This window comes from Streptomyces sp. NPDC057617, from assembly GCF_042800555.1.
Taxonomy (GTDB): Bacteria; Actinomycetota; Actinomycetes; order Streptomycetales; family Streptomycetaceae; genus Streptomyces.
On the sequence record NZ_JBHVGV010000002.1, the window covers coordinates 144,716 to 163,224 of the forward strand.

Below are 18,509 nucleotides of genomic sequence, written 5' to 3' on the forward strand. Positions count from 1 at the left end.
TGTTTTCTTTTGTTGTGGTGGTTTTCTTTTTTTCCTCTTTTTTCTTTGTGGGGGGGGTGGTGTGCTCGTGTTCCTTTTTTTGGGTGGGGTCTCCCCCCCCCCCCGCGTCGCGGCCGGGTCGCAGGGCGATCGCAAGCCGGTCGCCGGAATGGTCAGACGTGGGTCAGAACGCCTCCGGTACGAGCCGGGGCGGCCCGTTCATCGGCTCCCCGCGGAGTTTGTCGCGCAGCTTCCGGTCCTCCTTGGACAGCCGCTCCGGGCCGCTGGGGACCGGGACATCGCCGATCTGCTCGCCCGGGGCGAGCGGCGGTTCGTACCGCGACGGAGCGGTGGCCAGGGTGAAGCTCGTCGCCCCCACGATCAGCGCGGTGAACGCGATGGCCGTCCGCGTCCAGAACCTGGCCCGGCGCTCGCAGCCCGTCCGTACGGAGCGGGGCGGCGCGATCGTCGGCGGGGTCACCACGCGGGTCAGCGCGCTCAGGGTCTCGTACAGCAGCGCGGTCTCGGCGAATGCGGGCACCTGCGCGGCGACCGCCTCGCGGGCGTGCGTCAGCCGGCTCGCGGTGGCCGGGGTGCTCGCCTCGATCTCGGCCGCGGTGTCCGGCAGATCGAGGCCGAGACCGTCGTAGAGCAGCAGGGCACGGCGGTACGACGGCGGCAGGGTCAGCAGCGCCTCGCGGAGCGCCCGCCCGCCCTCGGGGTCCCCTTCACTGGACATCGGCCGGGGCCGCTTGCGGTTGCGGCGGCGCATCCGGTGCCAGGGCGACAGGGCGTACTCATGGGCCGCGGCCCGGATCCAGCCCGCCGGGTCCCGGTCGACGGCGACCTCGGGCCAGCGCTGCCAGGCGAGCCGGAAGGCCCGCTCGACGGAGTCCTGGGAGAGGTCACGCCGTCCGGTCAGCAGGTATGCCTGGCAGACGAGGGAGGGGGCGTGGGACGCGTACAGGTCGTCGAAGGCCTGATCGGCGGTGCGCGGCGCGTTGTCCGGAGTCCCGGCGGCGGTGTCCGTGGTGTCCGTGGTGCCTGCGTCCGCTGCTGGATCGGCCCCGACAGGCGCAGGCCCAGGCCCAGGCGCAGAAGCAGCAGAAGAAGCGGGAGCGGGAGCCGGGGCAGGGGCGGCGGTGGCCCAGGGCGGCGGGGTCCGCGCGGGTGTCCGGGGCACCACCGGCGCCCTGGCCGTCACCCGGTCGCGGGACGGATCGAGCGACGGATTGACGGTCGGCCAGGGCGACCGTGAGGCCGGTGATGACGCCGGCGCTGACGGCGATGCCTGCGGAGGTCCGGCCCTTCTGCGGTTCTGCGGCGCGGACGTCGCCGATGCTGCTGAAGAGGTCGATGACGCCGCTGTTGATGTGCTCCGCTGCCGTGCGGCCGAGCGCTCCATGGCCGCCCGGCGCGCCGCCCGTTCGGTCTGTGCTTCCTTCTCCCGGAGCTCCGCGCCGAGGGCGGCCAGCAGCTTCGCGTAGATCTCCGCCTTGCGCCCGCGCGGAGTCGTACGGCCGGCCTCCCAGGAACGGATCGTCGCCCGTGACACCCCCACCGCCGTCGCGACCTGCTTCTCGGTCATCGACCTCGACTCCCGCAGTCTGCGGCGCTCCTTGGGAGGCGGCAGCGGCGGGACGTCGGAGGAGCCGTCCGCGGTGCTCTGCGTGGTGTTCTGCGTCATGAGGGACTCCCCGCAGCACGGGTCTGGACGAAAAAGCACATAAGACTATATTGGGCGACACGTCGAACATCCGCCTGTTACATGGATCAAGCGTGTGTCGTGGGCAGCATGGCGATGTGACCCAATTGACCGATCGCAGCGCGCCGTTGTCCTCGGCCTCGGCGGCGGAGCGCGGCAGGGCGGCCGCTCTGACCGTCTCGTTCCTCCGTGGGGCCATCGCCGCGGGCCTCGGGCTCGGCGGACTCGCCGTACTGGTGCTGGCGATGTGGATCATTTCGCCGTACCCCGAAAGCGGTGCCGGTGGCGCCCTGCGGGCCGCGGCGGCGCTGTGGCTGCTGGCCCATGGCACCGATCTGCTGCGCACGGACACCCTCTCCGGCGGTCCCGCGCCGCTCGGGGTGACCCCGCTGCTCCTGATGGCTCTGCCGCTCTGGCTGGTCCACCGGACCTCCAGGGACGCCCTCGAACCGGACGAGGGGCGGCCCCCGTTGACCGCGCCGGGTGTCGTGGCCACGGTGACCGGCGGCTATCTGCTGGTCGGTGCGGCGGCCGTGTTCCTGGTCGCGGGCTCCACCCTGAGCGCGCGCCCGGTGTGCGCGGCGCTCACCCTGCCCGTGGTGACGGTCGTGGCTGCGACGGCCGGGGCGTGGCGGGCGCGTGGCCGTCCGCGCGGTCCCCTGCCGGCCTGGCTGCCGGGAGCGGTACGGCGCGGACTCGGCCGGGTCGTCGGGGCGCCCGGAGTGCGGCGCGGGACGGCTCTCGCGCTGCGGGCCGGTGCCGGGTCGCTCCTGGTGCTGCTGGGCGGCGGTGCGCTGCTGGTGGGGATCTCGCTGGCCTGGCACGGAGAGGGGGCGTACGGCTCGTTCCTGCGGCTCGCCGTGGACTGGCCGGGGCGGTTCGCGCTGCTGCTGCTGGGGCTGGCGCTGGTGCCGAACGCCGCGGTGTGGGGCGCCGCGTACGGGCTGGGGCCGGGCTTCGCGCTCGGTACGGGTGCGACGGTCGCCCCGCTCGGGGCGGCGGGCGGTGACGTGTCGTCGGTCTTCACGCCGTTCGCCGCGGTGTCCGGCGGGGCCGGGCCGGGGCTGAACTGGGCCGTGGCGGTGGTGCCGGTGGCGGCGGCGGTGGCGCTGGCCTGGTTCACCGTACGGGTGGCCGCGCCGCCGTACACCACGAAGGAGGAGGCCTGGGGGGCGCGGGCGACTGCCCTGACCGCGGCGCTCGGCGGGGTGGTGTGCGGGGTGCTGGCGGCGGTGCTGGCGGCGGTGTCGGGCGGGCCGATGGGCACCGGGAAACTGACGGTCCTGGGGCCGGTGTGGTGGCTGACGGGCGCGGCGGCCCTGGCCTGGACGGTGGGTCTCGGCGTACCGGCGGCGCTGCTGCTACGGGCCCGGCGGCTGCGGGAGAGGGCCGTACCGGAAGCGGAGGAAGAGGCTCCGGAGCCCGCCGATATGGCGGAGGCGCGGCAGAGTTTCTGGCGGCGGCCGGCGCTGCGGCTCGGTGCCGGGGCCGTATCGGCGCCGTCCGGGGAGACGGCCGGCGGCCTGGACCTGCTGGTCGCGGACGCCGAAGCGGCCCAGCGGGAGAGGGAGAGGGAGGCGGATGCCGGTGAACCGTCGTTCGAGCCCTATGACTTCCTGCCCGACAAGGCCTGGCACGAGCGGGGTGCGCGGCAGACACGATGGGCGGCGGTCAAGCAGACGTCGGGCGGGCTGATGGCCGACTTCCCGGGCACGGGAACGCCGTCGGGGGCGCTCCCGGTGAAGAGGAGGAGCGGCCCCGACGGTTCGGACACGGACGCCGTTCCCTGACGGCGCTGATCCGTTGCTTCCCAGCGACGGCTATACCTGGACGCCACGGCTATTCCTTGACGCCGCAGCTATTCCTTCACGCCGAAGACCGGGATGAGCGAGCGCGGCAGTTCGTCGTTGCAGGAGAGCTGGCCCGTCTTGGTCAGGGCGTCGTTGAGGCAGGTGTAGTAGTCGCGGTAGACGAGCTGCACGGTGAAGGTCGCCGCCACGATCGCCAGCGCGATCCCGGCCGTCACCAGCCCGCTGACCGCCGCCGTGGTCTGCTGCCTGCTCGCCGCGGACGATGCAGCCGGGAAGGGCGCCCCGGCCGTGTGGCCCGGGACCGGCGCGCGCTGTGCCGCCGTACCGGACGGCGCATCGGGCGTGCTGGGCGTGGTACGGGAGGCCGCACTGGTGAGCGCCGGGTTCTGCCGGCTGTCGCGGCCGGCGCCGGGTGATGCGTCGGCCGGCTTGTTGCGCAGGGAGCTGACGCCCCAGTACAGCGCCAGCGAGCCGAGCAGCAGCGCGATCTCGGGGAAGTCGAAGAGCGCGAAGAAGAAGGCCCACATGCCGCCGAGCAGCGCGTAGCGGGCGCGGCGCTGGATCGGGTCGGTGGGGTCCCAGCGCAGTCCGCCGCCACGGCCGCCCTCGGGGCCGTCCTGGCCGCCGTCCCGCCCGTTGTTCTGTCCGTCCCGCCCGTTCTGGCCTCCGGGGCGGCTGCCGAAGCCGTCCGGGGAGCGGCCCGGCTGGCGGCTGCTCCACTGGCTGCCCCAGCCGCTCCGGTCGGAGCCGGACCCGCCGTCGCCCGTCCCGCCCTCGGGATGGCGGGGGCGCCACGGCTGGTCGGGCCTGCCCTCGGGCGGCGGCGCGAAGGGATTGTGGTCGGTGTCGGAGGAGCCGCCGGAGCCGGCCGAGCCGGAAGGCCCGCCTGATCCCGCCGTACCCGAGCCCGTACCCGTACTCGTACCGGCACCCGTTCCCGTACCGGAAGCCGGGCCTGTGCCCGAACCCGTATTCGCGCCGGAACCGGAGCCCCCGGCAGGGCCACCGGCCGGAGCCTGACCCTGCTCGGAGTCCGCGGATCCGGAAGCGCCCGCGGACCCCGCGGACCCCGACGGTCCCGGGGTCCCCGACGGCCCGGTGGAAGAGGACTGGCGTTCCCGCGGCAGCAGCACCGGCCCGGCGGGCGGCGGGAGGTGGGGTGCCGTGCGGCGGCGTCGGTCCTGCATCTGGTGAACGTCTTCCCCTCGGACCCATGGATTGTGGGGGTCTTGTCGCGAATGGCCCGCCCCGGAGACGGAAACCCTGTCCCCAGACGCTACCTCCCGGCTACGCCCCCGTCCCGTGGGGGCCGCTCGGTGTGCCGGTATCGTTGCTGACGGTCGGCTCCTTCGTAGAGTTCCCCGTAAGGGCGAATGTGATTCGTTCGTAGGACCCCACAAAGCCCCGCGGCCTTGTCGCAGCGCCGGCCACGCAGCCGGCCCCACCGCCGACTACACCGCCGCACGACCCCGCGAGGCTGTGCTCGCTCTCAGAAAGGCGCCCGCCGTGGCCTCCCCGCCCCCCGCCTCCGCACCTCGGTCCGCGGCCTCCCCGCCGTTCGTCTTCCGGCCCGCCGCGCCGGGTCCGGCCCGGATCGTGGTTCTGGTCTCCGGATCCGGTACGAACCTTCAGGCCCTGCTCGATGCCATCGGCGACGACCCGGCGGCCTTCGGGGCGCGGATCGTCGCGGTCGGCGCGGACCGCGGTGGCATCGCGGGCCTGGAGCGCGCCGAGCGGGCCGGGCTGCCCACCTTCGTCCGCAGGGTGAAGGACTACGGGTCGCGCGACGAGTGGGACACGGCGCTGGCCGGGGCGACCGCCGCGTACGCACCGGATCTGGTGGTCTCGGCCGGCTTCATGAAGATCGTGGGGAAGGAGTTCCTGGCGCGCTTCGGCGGCCGGGTCGTCAACACGCATCCCGCCCTGCTCCCCAGTTTCCCCGGTGCCCATGGCGTACGTGACGCGCTCGCGTACGGCGCGAAGGTCACCGGCTGCACCGTCCACTTCGTCGACGACGGCGTCGACACCGGCCCGATCATCGCGCAGGGCGTGGTCGAGGTGCGGGACGAGGACGTGGAAGACGCTCTCCATGAGCGCATCAAGGAAGTCGAGCGACGCCTGCTCGTCGAGGTCGTGGGGCGTCTGGCCCGACACGGCTACCGCATTGAGGGACGAAAGGTAACCATCCAGTGACCGCCGAAGGTACGAATCGGCCGACGCACCCGCCCACGACGGGCGACCGCCCTCAGCAGACGGCTCCGGCGGCCTCGGGGGCCCGCCCCCTCCGCAGGGCGCTGATCAGCGTCTACGACAAGACGGGTCTGGAAGAGCTGGCCCGCGGGCTGCACGAGGCGGGCGTCGCGCTCGTCTCGACCGGCTCCACCGCGGCGAGGATCGCCGCCGCCGGGGTGCCGGTCACCAAGGTCGAGGAGCTGACCGGCTTCCCCGAGTGCCTGGACGGCCGGGTCAAGACGCTGCACCCGCGCGTGCACGCCGGGATCCTCGCCGACCTCCGGCTCGACGCGCACCGCGCGCAACTCGCCGAGCTGGACATCGAGCCGTTCGACCTGGTCGTCGTGAACCTCTACCCGTTCCGCGAGACGGTCGCCTCGGGCGCGAGCGCCGACGAGTGCGTCGAGCAGATCGACATCGGCGGGCCCTCGATGGTCCGTGCCGCCGCCAAGAACCACCCGTCGGTGGCGGTCGTCACCAGCCCCGAGCGGTACGCGGACGTCCTCGGCGCCGTGCGGAACGGCGGGTTCGACCTGAACACCCGCAGGCGGCTGGCGGCGGAGGCCTTCCAGCACACCGCCGCGTACGACGTGGCCGTGGCGTCCTGGTTCGCGGACGACTACGCCGCCGCCGACGACTCGGGCTTCCCGGACTTCCTGGGCGCCACGTACACCCGGAAGAACGTGCTCCGCTACGGCGAGAACCCGCACCAGCCCGCCGCGCTCTACACCAGCGCCGAAGGCGGCCTGGCCGAGGCCGAGCAGCTCCACGGCAAGGAGATGTCGTACAACAACTACACGGACACGGACGCCGCGCGCCGTGCCGCGTACGACCACGCCGAGCCCTGTGTCGCGATCATCAAGCACGCCAATCCGTGCGGGATCGCGGTCGGCGCCGATGTGGCGGAGGCGCACCGCAAGGCGCACGCGTGCGACCCGCTGTCCGCGTTCGGCGGTGTGATCGCGGTCAACCGGCCGGTGTCGGTCGCGATGGCGGAGCAGGTCGCGGAGATCTTCACCGAGGTGATCGTCGCGCCCGGGTACGAGGACGGCGCGGTCGAGGTGCTCGCCCGCAAGAAGAACATCCGGGTGCTGCGGTGTCCTGAGGCTTCGGCCGGGACGGTCGAGGTCAAGCCCGTCGACGGCGGGGCGCTGCTCCAGGTCACCGACCGGCTCCAGGCCGACGGCGACGACCCGGCGAACTGGACGCTCGCGAGCGGCGAGCCGCTGTCCGGGGACGAACTGGCGGAGCTGGCCTTCGCCTGGCGCGCCTGCCGCGCGGTCAAGTCCAACGCGATCCTGCTCGCCAAGGGCGGCGCCTCGGTGGGCGTCGGCATGGGCCAGGTCAACCGCGTCGACTCCGCGAAGCTCGCGGTGGAGCGCGCGGGCGAGGAGCGCGCGCGGGGGGCGTACGCGGCGTCCGACGCGTTCTTCCCGTTCCCCGACGGGCTGGAGATCCTGCTGGAGGCAGGCGTCAAGGCGGTGGTGCAGCCGGGCGGTTCGGTCCGTGACGAGCAGGTCGTCGAGGCGGCGCGCAAGGCGGGCGCGACGATGTACTTCACGGGGACGCGGCACTTCTTCCACTGATTCCGCCGACCACTGGTGATACCGCCGACCACTGGTTCCACTGACGCCGAAGGCCGTGACACCCGCATCAGGAGAGCGGAGGTCACGGCCTTCTGCCGTGCGGGTCAGCAGTCGGTATGGATCAGCAGCCGGTCAGTAGCGCGGGCGCTGGAACCAGGCCGCGCCGTCCGACTTCGCGACGAATACGATGATCAGGATGCCCAGCGCCATGGTGACGATGCCCAGCGGCAGCGAGAGGATCCCGCCCAGCGTGGCGAACGAGCCGTAGACGATCGCGCAGACGCGGGTGGCGTTGCCGCCCGTGCTCATCTTCAGCGCCAGCAGGATCGAGAGCGCGGCGAAGATCAGCGTCACCACGGCGATGAACCCGACGATGCCCTTGCCGAAGTCGGCGAAGGTCTGGGCCTCGGCGCTGGTGGCGCCGGAGCTGTTGACCGCGTCGTCGATGGCGCCCATCGCGGCGAACGTCAGCAGCCCGCTGATGATCTGGAACGCGGAGATGACCCACAGCATCACCCGGGCCGCCTTCACACCGCCCGGCATCTCCATCTGGCCGCCGGGCGCGCCCGGGTAGCCGCCGTACGGCTGCTGGACCGGCGGGGCCTGCGGATAGCCGTAACCGGGCTGCTGGCCCGGCTGGCCCTGGGGATAGCCATAGCCTGGCTGACCGGGCTGCTGCCCCTGCTGGCCGTAGGGGTTGTTGGGATCGCCGAAGCTCATGGCGGGGTTCCTCCGTTGGTGTTGCTGGGGACGTACGGCCCAAGTAGGAGGAACTTCTCAAGACTGAGCGGACTGCCCCCCGACGCCGGCCGCGTACTGCGCGGCAATCGTGGTATCAACGTTCTATTTTGTCCAGTCACTTTGCGTGGGCGTTGTGCAAGTGCAACCTCCTGTCCCGGTCTCCTGTACCTCCTGTCCGGCCTCCGCGCGTGTGACGGGGGCCACGGGCGGGCCACCGGGCGGACTCGAATTGGTACCGGAGCCGGGTCATCCGCGAGGATGGAGTCATGACCGCCCAGATTCTCGATGGCAAGGCCACCGCAGCCGCGATCAAGTCCGACCTGACCGCCCGCGTGGCGGCCCTCAAGGAGCGGGGCATTACGCCCGGCCTGGGGACCCTGCTGGTCGGCGACGACCCGGGCAGCCGGTGGTACGTGAACGGAAAGCACCGCGACTGCGCGCAGGTCGGCATCGCCTCGATCCAGCGCGAACTCCCGGACACGGCCTCCCAGGAGGAGATCGAGTCGGTGGTCGCGGAGCTGAACGCCAACCCCGAGTGCACCGGTTACATCGTGCAACTGCCCCTGCCCAAGGGCATCGACACCAACCGCGTCCTGGAGCTGATGGACCCGGCCAAGGACGCGGACGGGCTGCACCCGATGAGCCTGGGGCGGCTGGTCCTGAACGAGACGGGCCCGCTGCCCTGCACTCCGTACGGCATCATCCAGCTCCTGCGCCACCACGGTGTCGCGATCGCGGGCGCGCATGTGGTGGTCGTGGGGCGCGGCATCACGGTCGGCCGGTCGATCCCGCTGCTGCTGACCCGTAAGTCCGAGAACGCGACGGTGACGCAGTGCCACACCGGCACCCGCGATCTGTCGGCGCAGCTCAGGCAGGCGGACATCATCGTGGCGGCGGCCGGGGTGCCGCACATCATCAAGCCCGAGGACGTGAAGCCGGGCGCGGCGGTGCTCGATGTGGGCGTGAGCCGCGACGAGAACGGCAAGATCGTCGGGGATGTGCACCCGGGGGTCGCGGAGGTCGCCGGATGGATCTCGCCCAACCCGGGCGGGGTCGGGCCGATGACCCGGGCGCAGCTCCTGGTCAATGTGGTCGAGGCGGCGGAACGCGCCGCCGCCGACGCGGGCTGAACCGTACGGTGACGCGGAAGGGAGCGGCCATGGGCACGGGTACAGGTACTGGTACGGATACGGGTACGGGGGACGCGGCCCGGCCGAAGCGCGGGGCGCGGGAGCGTACGGCCGAGGAGCCGGGCGGCCGGACCGCGGAGGCGCTGGAGCCGACGGCGACCGCGGCCGCGGCGACTGAGGCCGCGCCGGGCGAGGCGAAGGACGCGACTGCTGAGCGGGACGCGGGCGAGACGGTCGTTCCGGTGGCGGGGCTGGCCGGCGCGGACGCGGCCTCGGCCCCGGCCTCGGACCCGGTCCCGGACCCAGTCCCGGTCTCGGTCTCGGGCTCCGCGGAGAGTGGCAGCGATGCCGTGACCGATGCCGCCGTCACCGATGAGCCCGCGCACGAAGAAGCCCCGGCGGCGGTCGCGACGGAAGCCGCGCACGACGAGGCTTCTGTCGCGGTCGCGACGGCCGCCCCGGTCACCGGCGCTCAGGAGCACGAGCACGGCAAGGCGCCCGTCGCCACGGCCGTGGTCGCGCCCGCCGACGCTGCCGCCGAGGTCAGCCCGCGCTTCTCGGCGGTCACCCGGGACACCGCGCGCCCCGAGGGCGGCGGCCGGGCCGCCCCGGGCGACGCGTCCGCGCCGGTCCGTCAGTGGCCGCTGCTCAGCGTGCTCGGGACGATCGGCCTCGGGCTGCTGATCGTCGGCCTGCACCCCTTCGCCGAGGCGTTCCGGATCGGCACGATCCTCATCGGCCTCGCCCTGATCGGCGGCGCGCTGCTCCGCCGGGTGATGCCCTCCGTCGGCATGCTCGCCGTACGCTCGCGCTTCACCGACATGGCCACGTACGGCCTGCTGGGCATCGCGATCGTGATGCTCTCGCTCATGACGCAGCCCAAGCCGTGGCTGGAGATCCCGTTCCTGGAGGACGTGGTCCACTCCACCGTCCCGTAGCTCCACCGTCCCGTAAGGCGTGGCGATGGCCCGTACTCACCCCCGAGGAGTACGGGCCATCTTCCCCCGCCCGTCAGGCTGAGCCCGAAGGCGGCGCGGGGTGGACCGCGCCGCCCGGTGTGCACCACAGACTGTTCCGCGTCAGATCGGCCGGCCGCCAGGGACGCCCGCCGATCCGGGCGGTTGTGGGACGCGTACGGCGTGGACCTGCGGGGACGGTCCGTCCCGTGGGACGGCGTGGGACGGCGGGCGGTGCCGCAGGGGTGGTCGCCGCGCCGTACGGCCTGTCCTGAAGGCGGCGGACCGCGGTTCGACCCCGGAACTCTGTGTTCAGCGGTCGCCGTCCCGGGGAGAACCGGGCTGAAGTGTTGGAGCGACCCGATAGCGCATGAGGTGGACATGCCGCGTTGGAAAGAGCTTCCGTCGGGACTTCCGGAAAGGGAACGGCAACTCCTCGTCCAGTTGAGGCGGTTGAAGGACCGTTCCGGCTTCGGCCTGGCAGCCCTGTCGGCGAAGACGAGCTACAGCCGCTCCTCCTGGGAGCGGTATCTCAACGGCAAACAGCCGGTGCCCCGAGGGGCGGTGGAGGAGCTGGCGCGGGTGTGCGGCACGGATCCGACGCCGCTGCTCGTACTGCACGAGGTCGCACATGAGGCGGTTACGGAACGGCCGCCGGCGGCGAAGGAGGAGCCGGCCCGGTCCGCGGAGGCATTGCCGGCTCAGGGCGCCCCGGAGCCCCCGCCGCCCGATGACGAACCTGCCCGCGCCCGGCGGCTCGTCCCGCTGCGGTACGCGCTCGCCGGGGCCGGCCTCGCCGTGGCCGCGGGCTTCGGCGGGGGCCTGCTGCTGGCCCCGGACGGCGAGGACGCGGCGGCTCCGGCCGTACAGGCCTACGGCCCCGGCCGTACGTACGACTGCGTCGCCCAGCGCAAGGACGGCCTCGCCCACGCCGGGCACAGCCTCACCACCGACGCGCTCATCGACATCAACGGCAATGGGCGCGATGTCGTCGAGGCGCAGTGCCTGCTGCGGCGGCACGGCTTCGATCCGGGGGTGGTCGACGGGCTGTACGGTCCGGCCAGCAAGGAGGCGGTACGGAAGTTCCAGGCCGCCCGCCAACTGGTCGAGGACGGCATCGTCGGGCCTGACACCTGGGCGGAGTTACGGCGGTGAGCGCGGCCGGCGCGCCGTCGTCGGGGGCCGCGGAGGGGGAGCGGCTGGCGGCGGAGCTGCGGGTGCTGCGGGAGCGTACGGGGCTGAGCCTGGTGGCGCTCGCCGAGCGCACGCCGTACAGCAAGTCCTCCTGGCAGCGCTATCTCAACGGCACGCAACCGCTGCCGAGACAGGCGGTCGAGGCGCTCTGCGCACTGGCGGACGAGCCCGCCGCGCGGCTGCTGATGCTGTGGGAACTGGCCGACGCGAGCTGGAGCGGCCGGGCCGGGACGGCGGCTGCGGCGGGAGCCACCGACGGCGGCGCGGGTACGGATTCGCTGTCGCGGGCCGGGTCGGCCGTGTCCGTACGGCTCCCTGCCGCCGACCCCGTACAACAGCCGCCCCCGGCACGGCCGTTCTTCCGTCAACGCCGCTTCGGTCTGGCGCTTGCCGCCGCCGCGGTGGTGGCCCTCGCGGCGGTACTCGCCGGAGCCGGGCTGTCGCGGGACGGCGGCGGCGACGACCGGAGGCACGACGCCGCGGACGCGACCTGGATCCAGGCCTCGCCGAAGATGCCGGGGTGCACGGGCGCGGGCTGCGAGGGCCGGAACCCCTCGGTCATGGGCTGTGGCGGCCACGGGATGGTCAGCACTGTCAACTCCCTGACCACGGCGGGCGGTCAGCGGCTGGAGCTGCGGTACGGGAAGCACTGCCGCGCGATCTGGGTACGGGCGAGCCGGCTGCGCCCGGGGGACCGGGTCGTCCTGACCGTACCCGGCGCGAAAACGGCCCGGTTGACCGCGACTCAGCAGGATGTCGGGCGGTATGTCTCGACTCCCATGACCGGGGCGGGCCTGCTGGCGGACGCGCGGGTGTGTCTGCGGCCCGGTGACGGCGGGAGCGAGGAGTGCTTCGGGAAGCGGTGACCGGGAAGCCGCGAGAAGAGGTGAACGGCGTCCGTCCTCTCCCCCGATGGAGGACGGGCGCCGCCCACGCACATCAGGCTCATGGACGCGGTAGGTGGGTTCAAGGGTTGCCTGTTGCCTGATGCACGGAGGTGACCATTCCGGCATGGTGTGATCGGCGCGCAACGGATGCGAGACTTGAAGCACCGTTCGGCAGAGGGGGCGTGCGGGGGGAGCGCGATACTGCGTCCAATGCCTCTGTGCGCCGCCGGATCAGGAACTGGCATCCTGGGCCCGCGCATCCCTCTGGATAGCCGGCGGGCCGGGGGACGGCGGCACGGGGCGGGCAGATTCAGGCACGTGCGGGGGGACAAGGGGAAGGCGAATGCCTCGTTGGAAGGCGCTACCGGAGGAACTCGATCCGGAAGTCAAGGAGTTCGCGAGCCAGCTCCGCAGGCTCGTGGACCGCAGCGGTCTGAGCATCGCGGCGGTCGCCGACCGCACGGGCTACAGCAGAACGTCCTGGGAGCGCTACCTCAACGGCCGGCTGCTGGCCCCCAAGGGCGCGATCGTCGCACTGGCGGACGTCACGGGCACGAACCCGATGCACCTCACGACGATGTGGGAACTGGCGGAACGCGCGTGGAGCCGCGCGGAGATGCGCCACGACATGACGATGGAAGCGATACGCATCGTGGAGGCGCGCGAGGCGCTGGCCGCGACAGGGGAGACGCCGGTGGTGGGCGGCCCCGGGACGCGGGGCCGGCCGGACGGGCCCGGAGGCGCCGGTGCGCCCGCGGGGCCCGGGGGACGCGGCGCGCCGGGACGGCCCGCCGGCCCGGGTGGCCCTGGCGGCCCTGGCGGACCTGAGGGGGCCGGGGGCCCAGGGCGATCCGGCAGGCCGGGCGGCCCGGCGGGACCCGGTGGGTCTTGGGGGGCCAGGCAGCAGGATGGCGGGGCCGGGGGCGCCGGTTGGGGCGCTCGCCCCAATGGGCCCGCACGGCCCGGTGGGTCTGCCGGGCCGTACGGGGGGCCTCGTGGTGACGGGGCCACCATGGATCTCGGCCGGGGGCGGGGCGGGGTCGGCGTACCGCCCGGGCCCGGGCCCGGATCCGCGCCTGGGCCTGGGCCTGCGCCCCGGCGGTCGCGGCGGAAAGCGGTTGTCTTTGTGGGCGGGATCGTCGGTGCGCTGCTCGTCATCGCCGGTGCGGTGCTGCTGACCGACATCGGCGGGGACGGCGACGCGGCGCCCGCCGCCAAGTCCCCTTCCCCCTCGCCGTCCACGAGCCGCCCTGTCCTGCCGGCGGGAGTGAAGTGCGCCGGTGACGACTGTTCGGGGCAGGACCCCGAGGCGATGGGGTGCGGCGGGACCTTGGCCAAGACGGTCTCCAGCGTCACGGTCGGTACGGCGCTGATCGAGGTGCGCCACAGTCAGACGTGCGGGGCGGCGTGGGCCCGGATAACCCAGGCCGCCGCGGGGGACGAGGTACGGATCACTCCGAGCGAGGGCAAGGCGGAGGCCGCGGCGGTGGAGGCGGCGGCGGTCAACGCGTATACGCCGATGGTGGCGGTTCCGGCCGGGGTGACCACGCAGGCGTGCGCGACCCTGACGACAGGCGAAACGGGCTGCACCGAGGCGCAGTGACGCGCCCCGCCCGGCGCCGGGCTTCGTCCTCAATCGCCGGACGGGCTCAATCTTCCGGTCACCCGGCACCGGGGCCGGCCGTTCCGTACTCAAACGCCGGACGGGCTGGAATGGCCTGCCCGGCGTCGGGCGCCCCTCCTCCGGGGCACGACCCGCCGGTCGGATAGCCTGGCCGGTGGATGTCTCTTCACGTCAAGATTCGCGCGGAGATGTCCCGCACCAGGGGCAGGGACCCCCACCGCCAGCGTCTTACGGAGATCACCATGACCCGTACTCCCGTGAATGTCACCGTCACCGGCGCGGCCGGCCAGATCGGCTACGCGTTGCTCTTCCGCATCGCCTCCGGCCAGCTCCTCGGCGCGGACGTGCCGGTCAAGCTGCGTCTCCTGGAGATCCCGCAGGGACTCAAGGCGGCGGAAGGCACCGCGATGGAGCTGGACGACTGCGCGTTCCCGCTGCTCCGGGGCATTGAGATCACCGACGACCCGAACACCGCCTTCGACGGCGCCAGCGTCGCCCTGCTCGTCGGCGCCCGCCCCCGCACCAAGGGCATGGAGCGCGGTGAGCTGCTCTCCGCCAACGGCGGCATCTTCAAGCCCCAGGGCAAGGCCATCAACGACCACGCCGCGGACGACATCAAGGTCCTCGTCGTCGGCAACCCGGCCAACACCAACGCGCTGATCGCCCAGGCCGCCGCCCCCGACGTACCGGCCGAGCGCTTCACCGCGATGACCCGCCTCGACCACAACCGCGCCATCTCGCAGCTCGCCGCGAAGACCGGCGCCGCCGTCTCCGACATCAAGCGTCTGACGATCTGGGGCAACCACTCCGCCACCCAGTACCCGGACATCTTCCACGCGGAGATCGCCGGCAAGAACGCCGCGGAGACCGTCAACGACGAGACCTGGCTGGCCGACACCTTCATCCCGACCGTCGCCAAGCGCGGCGCCGCGATCATCGAGGCCCGGGGCGCGTCCTCGGCCGCCTCCGCCGCCAACGCCGCCGTCGACCACATCCACACCTGGGTCAACGGCACTGCCGAGGGCGACTGGACCTCCATGGGCATCCCGTCGGACGGTTCGTACGGTGTGCCGGAGGGCCTGATCTCGTCCTTCCCGGTCACCGCCAAGGACGGCGCGTACGAGATCGTCCAGGGCCTGGAGATCAACGACTTCTCGCGCACCCGTATCGACGCCTCCGTACGCGAGCTCCAGGAGGAGCGCGACGCGGTGCGCGCGCTGGGCCTGATCTGACGGTCCCGGAGTCCGAAGCCCGAAGAGGTACGAACACCGGAACACCGTAGAGCTGCGAACACCGGAACGCCTCCGACACCCGTCGGAGGCGTTCCGTCGTACAGCAAGTGAAAAGACGTGTGCGCGGTGTTGTGGGGATGCCCTACGATGCGTGTTTCATCGCTGTCAACTCCCAGTCGGACAAGGGGAGTTGACTCTGCTGACTCTTGCGGCACACGGGGGACTCATTGACCGGGATCGCTATGGAGCCCGCCGCGAGTGAGGCGTGCCGGCTGCTCTGCGCCGGAGTGCACATGGACAGAGGCTTCCGGGACGCCGTCCTCGACGAGCTGTACATCCACGAGGAGCGTTTCATCGCTCCCTCGACCGGCTTCGACGCGGCCCGGGTGCTCGCGCACGCCGTGCGTGCCCGCCGTACCGAACTGGCCTGGAGCGCCGGCATGCTGGCGCTCTGGATCGTCGCCGTCCCGCTCACCGACTGGGTTCTGCTGCTGTTCGTCTTTCCGTGTCTGCTGCTCGCGATCGCACCGTGGATCAGAGGCCGTGGGTCCGGTACGCCGTGGTACCGCAAGCTGGCGGCGCTCGTGGTTCGCTGGTACGGGCGGCTCATGCTGGCGGTCGTCATCGTGAGCCTGTTGATCTCGATGGCGGACGGCCTTTCCGGCGGATCCGACGAATACAACGGGTCTGCCGGGTCCGACGCGTTCGCCGGGGACACATCGAGCGGGACGGTACTGGACACCGGCACACTGGTTCCCGGCATCCTGGACGTCCCGGGCAGCGCCGACGCTCTCGCGGATCCCGGCCGGGCCTGGACGGCCGTGTTCCTGTTGCTGCTGATCGCCGTCGGAGTGGGCCTGCGGCGCGGACAGTTCGCCCGGGTGATGACCAACGAACTCTCCGAGCACCGTTTTCCCGTGGTCTCCTCCGATCCCGCCGAACTGGCCACCGGCGGCCGTCTTCAGCGGCTGAGCGCCCGGATCCGGGCCGAGCAGCACGCGCCTCTGGTGATGTACCACTCGGCGAATCCGTTCCTGGGCGTCGGAGAGCCGTTCCGGCCCTGGACGCTCGCCGTCGAACTGCGCCCTCGCAAGGACCGGCAGATCGGTGAGGACGGTACGGAGGGCAAGGATGGTACGGAAGGCAAGGGCGGTACGGAAGGCAAGGGCGGTACGGGCAGCGGGCCGGTGCCGATCGACAACGGCGAGGTCCTGCGCCAGATCGTGCCGCTGCTGGAGGCCCTGCGCGTGCCCTCCCCGCACGGCTCTCCGGAGGCCGCGGCGGCCGTACGCGACCGGCTGCGCGAGCTGCGCGTCGACGAGTGCGTCTTCCTTCCGGTCGACGGGCTCAGACAGCGGGACGGAGCGCCGTACGACGCCGAGAGTTTCGCCCGGCACCGCGCCGACTCCGTCGAGGAGGGAGGCGAGGCACGGCGCCACTTCCTCCGTATCAGGGTGGGCGGATGGCACGAGGAACTGGTCGTCACCGTCTTCGTACGGGTGCACACCCAGGGCGGCATGCTGATGCTGGAGGTCGCTCCGCATGTGCTGCTGCCCGTACGGCGACAGTTCCGTGAGGCGGACCGGCTGGCGCACCAGTATCTGAACAACTCCTGGTTCGGCAGGGCCGTCTGGGCCCTGACGCACACGCCGGGATCGATCGGGCAGACGCTCCTCACCCTGGGCCGGTCCGCCGTTGTGGAGTGGCGGCGGCTCGGCGGCGGATACGGCGGCACGCTGCCGGCCGGGCCCGCGGTCTCCATCCGTGAACTCGGCTCCGACAGCGAGGCCTCGCTCTTCCAGGAGATGGATGTGAGCCGGTACCTCAAGAGCGTGGAGGACCGGGTGGCGGGCGGAGTGCGGCACGCGCTGTACGAAGCGGGCTGGCAGACGGCCGAGTTCGAACAGAAGATCATCAACGTCACCAACGGCGGAGTCTTCATCGAGTCCGCGCAGAACAGCGCCATCGGCATCGGCGATCACAACACGATCGACAACCGCAACGAGGCAGCGGGAGGCAGCAATGGCGGCAACTGACGAGGGCGGTCAGGCGCGTCGGACACAGCCGGCGGAGCCGACGGAGCCGACGCGTCCGGCGGTGCGGATCGGCTCGGTGAGCGGCAGCGCGATCAGCATCGGTGACCACAACACCGTCACCAACACCAATACCGGTGGCGCGGGACAGGTGAGCGATCCGGCCCAGGCGGAGCTGCTGGCGGCGGTACGGGCGCTGCGTGAGGACCTGGCGCGTTTCGTAGCGACGGACGGCACCGCCGTGCTCGACGCCGAACTCGTCGCGGCCGAGGAGGAGATCACCACGGCCGGCGCGGCGGGTCCCGGCAGGCTGGCCCGTCTCCGGGACGCGCTGGCGCTGACGGGCGGTGTCGTCGGGACGCTCGCGTCCGGAGTCGCGGTCGGCCAGGCCGTCGGCGCGCTGCTGGGCGGCTGACGGATGGCCGGGAACAGGCCGCACTGGAATGCCGAGACCCAGCGGTGGGAGAGCGGCGGCGCGCCGTTGGCGTACGTTCCGCCGCCGCCTCCGTTGCCGCTGTTCGCGCCGTACGACCAGGGTCTGGGGCATGCGCAGGCCGACATCTGGAAGGAGGGCGCCGGACAGACGGATGCTGAGCAGACGGACTTCGTTCAGACCGGCCCGGTTGGCTCGTACGGTCGTTTCCTGGGCCGGGGATCACGCCGTATGCCGCTCGTGGTGATCGCCGTCGCGGCCGTGCTGGGCGCGGGCGCTGTGGCCGTCTGGATCACCTTGGGCCGGGACGGCTCCGAGGACGGCTCGGCCGCGCGACCGGGCGCCACCGTCTCCGAGTCCGCGTACCCGTCGGACTCCTCGGACTCCTCCGACTCCCCGGGCTCCTCGGCGTCCTCCACCGACGCCGGGACCGACACTCCCACGGACGGTCCCGGCGCCACCGACGTGACCGATGATCCCTCCGCCGGCGTTCTGCCGCCCGGCTTCCGGGTGGCCGAGGATCCCAAGGGCTTCACCATCGCCGTACCCGAAGGCTGGGAGCGGAGCTCGCGCAGCAACGGCGTCTTCTACACGACGAGCGACGAGAGCAGCCTGATCCAGGTCTTCGCGATCTCGGAGGAGAACATGACATCGCTGGATCTGGTCCGGCAGTCGTCGGCGGATCTCGCGGCGAGGAACAAGGGCTATACGGAGGTCGGCGTCGGCACGGTCGTCGGCGGCGACGAGAATCCGGCCGGTGACGCCGCCGAACTGGTCTACTCGTACGACAGCGACAAGGCCGGAGGCCGCCGCGAGGTCATCGAGCGGGTCTTCACCGCGACCGACGGCGGGCAGTACGCGGTGCTGGTGGCCGTTCCCGCGGGCGAGGTGGCGGATCTGCGGCAACTGCTGGGCACGGTCCTGGAACCTTTCGAGCCCGGCTGGAGCTGACAGGCGGCTCCGACG

At 72.5% G+C, this 18,509-nt stretch carries 15 protein-coding genes; 12 read left to right on the forward strand and 3 right to left on the reverse strand.

Annotation, left to right across the window (positions count from 1 at the left end):
- Window positions 1–163: 163 nt before the first annotated feature.
- Window positions 164–1,666: a helix-turn-helix domain-containing protein gene (locus tag ACFU9P_RS06065; protein WP_384077992.1), complete on the reverse strand. Its 1,503-nt coding sequence runs from the start codon at window positions 1,664–1,666 to the stop codon at window positions 164–166.
- A gap of 116 nt (window positions 1,667–1,782) precedes the next feature.
- On the opposite strand from ACFU9P_RS06065, the gene ACFU9P_RS06070 reads away from it, so the two are divergent.
- Window positions 1,783–3,474, forward strand: coding sequence for a DUF6350 family protein (locus ACFU9P_RS06070; protein WP_384077993.1), 1,692 nt, complete (start codon window positions 1,783–1,785; stop codon window positions 3,472–3,474).
- Between the two features lie 68 nt (window positions 3,475–3,542).
- On the opposite strand, the gene ACFU9P_RS06075 is transcribed toward ACFU9P_RS06070, so the two are convergent.
- Window positions 3,543–4,682 carry a hypothetical protein gene (locus tag ACFU9P_RS06075; RefSeq protein ID WP_384077994.1) on the reverse strand — a complete coding sequence of 380 codons (1,140 nt, stop codon included), beginning with the start codon at window positions 4,680–4,682 and terminating at the stop codon, window positions 3,543–3,545.
- Between the two features lie 406 nt (window positions 4,683–5,088).
- Between ACFU9P_RS06075 and purN the strand changes: the two genes are divergently transcribed.
- Entirely contained in the window at window positions 5,089–5,688 is a 600-nt protein-coding gene (purN, locus tag ACFU9P_RS06080) for a phosphoribosylglycinamide formyltransferase (protein ID WP_384078365.1), read from the forward strand.
- Window positions 5,685–7,313, forward strand: a complete 1,629-nt coding sequence (gene purH / locus ACFU9P_RS06085; RefSeq protein WP_384077995.1) for a bifunctional phosphoribosylaminoimidazolecarboxamide formyltransferase/IMP cyclohydrolase — start codon at window positions 5,685–5,687, stop codon at window positions 7,311–7,313. Before purN ends, purH begins: the two co-directional genes overlap by 4 nt.
- 132 nt (window positions 7,314–7,445) lie before the next feature.
- Here the strand turns inward: purH and ACFU9P_RS06090 are convergent, their stop codons facing one another.
- The gene (locus tag ACFU9P_RS06090; protein ID WP_384077996.1) at window positions 7,446–8,033 is read right to left on the reverse strand and encodes a hypothetical protein; all 588 of its coding nucleotides are present in this window, start codon (window positions 8,031–8,033) and stop codon (window positions 7,446–7,448) included.
- A 287-nt stretch (window positions 8,034–8,320) separates the two neighbouring features.
- Between ACFU9P_RS06090 and ACFU9P_RS06095 the strand changes: the two genes are divergently transcribed.
- The 9 genes from ACFU9P_RS06095 (at window position 8,321) to ACFU9P_RS06135 (ending at window position 18,494) form a co-directional block, all read left to right on the forward strand.
- Window positions 8,321–9,184 (forward strand): bifunctional methylenetetrahydrofolate dehydrogenase/methenyltetrahydrofolate cyclohydrolase, encoded by an 864-nt coding sequence (locus ACFU9P_RS06095; RefSeq protein ID WP_376379941.1) that lies wholly within the window; start codon window positions 8,321–8,323, stop codon window positions 9,182–9,184.
- Between the two features lie 29 nt (window positions 9,185–9,213).
- Complete coding sequence (locus ACFU9P_RS06100) at window positions 9,214–10,122, forward strand: DUF3017 domain-containing protein (RefSeq protein ID WP_384077997.1); 909 nt, start codon at window positions 9,214–9,216, stop codon at window positions 10,120–10,122.
- A 399-nt stretch (window positions 10,123–10,521) separates the two neighbouring features.
- Entirely contained in the window at window positions 10,522–11,295 is a 774-nt protein-coding gene (locus ACFU9P_RS06105) for a peptidoglycan-binding protein (protein ID WP_384077998.1), read from the forward strand.
- Window positions 11,292–12,200 carry a helix-turn-helix domain-containing protein gene (locus ACFU9P_RS06110; RefSeq protein WP_384077999.1) on the forward strand — a complete coding sequence of 303 codons (909 nt, stop codon included), beginning with the start codon at window positions 11,292–11,294 and terminating at the stop codon, window positions 12,198–12,200. The genes ACFU9P_RS06105 and ACFU9P_RS06110 overlap by 4 nt, the downstream gene beginning before the upstream one ends.
- 364 nt (window positions 12,201–12,564) lie before the next feature.
- The gene (locus ACFU9P_RS06115) at window positions 12,565–13,824 is read left to right on the forward strand and encodes a helix-turn-helix domain-containing protein (RefSeq protein WP_384078000.1); all 1,260 of its coding nucleotides are present in this window, start codon (window positions 12,565–12,567) and stop codon (window positions 13,822–13,824) included.
- 263 nt (window positions 13,825–14,087) lie between these two features.
- Entirely contained in the window at window positions 14,088–15,077 is a 990-nt protein-coding gene (locus ACFU9P_RS06120) for a malate dehydrogenase (protein WP_376379926.1), read from the forward strand.
- A gap of 227 nt (window positions 15,078–15,304) precedes the next feature.
- The gene (locus ACFU9P_RS06125; RefSeq protein ID WP_384078001.1) at window positions 15,305–17,113 is read left to right on the forward strand and encodes a hypothetical protein; all 1,809 of its coding nucleotides are present in this window, start codon (window positions 15,305–15,307) and stop codon (window positions 17,111–17,113) included.
- The gene (locus ACFU9P_RS06130) at window positions 17,100–17,525 is read left to right on the forward strand and encodes a hypothetical protein (RefSeq protein WP_376379920.1); all 426 of its coding nucleotides are present in this window, start codon (window positions 17,100–17,102) and stop codon (window positions 17,523–17,525) included. Before ACFU9P_RS06125 ends, ACFU9P_RS06130 begins: the two co-directional genes overlap by 14 nt.
- A gap of 3 nt (window positions 17,526–17,528) precedes the next feature.
- Entirely contained in the window at window positions 17,529–18,494 is a 966-nt protein-coding gene (locus ACFU9P_RS06135; protein WP_384078002.1) for a hypothetical protein, read from the forward strand.
- Window positions 18,495–18,509 lie beyond the last annotated feature (15 nt).

Coding starts and splice junctions, on each gene's coding strand:
- ACFU9P_RS06115 (WP_384078000.1), top strand. CDS start 12,565: ATGCCTCGTTGGAAGGCGCTACCGGAGGAACTCGATCCGGAAGTCAAG.
- ACFU9P_RS06130 (WP_376379920.1), top strand. CDS start 17,100: ATGGCGGCAACTGACGAGGGCGGTCAGGCGCGTCGGACACAGCCGGCG.
- ACFU9P_RS06090 (WP_384077996.1), bottom strand. CDS start 8,033: ATGAGCTTCGGCGATCCCAACAACCCCTACGGCCAGCAGGGGCAGCAG.
- ACFU9P_RS06135 (WP_384078002.1), top strand. CDS start 17,529: ATGGCCGGGAACAGGCCGCACTGGAATGCCGAGACCCAGCGGTGGGAG.
- ACFU9P_RS06095 (WP_376379941.1), top strand. CDS start 8,321: ATGACCGCCCAGATTCTCGATGGCAAGGCCACCGCAGCCGCGATCAAG.
- ACFU9P_RS06075 (WP_384077994.1), bottom strand. CDS start 4,682: ATGCAGGACCGACGCCGCCGCACGGCACCCCACCTCCCGCCGCCCGCC.
- ACFU9P_RS06100 (WP_384077997.1), top strand. CDS start 9,214: ATGGGCACGGGTACAGGTACTGGTACGGATACGGGTACGGGGGACGCG.
- ACFU9P_RS06120 (WP_376379926.1), top strand. CDS start 14,088: ATGACCCGTACTCCCGTGAATGTCACCGTCACCGGCGCGGCCGGCCAG.
- ACFU9P_RS06105 (WP_384077998.1), top strand. CDS start 10,522: ATGCCGCGTTGGAAAGAGCTTCCGTCGGGACTTCCGGAAAGGGAACGG.
- ACFU9P_RS06065 (WP_384077992.1), bottom strand. CDS start 1,666: ATGACGCAGAACACCACGCAGAGCACCGCGGACGGCTCCTCCGACGTC.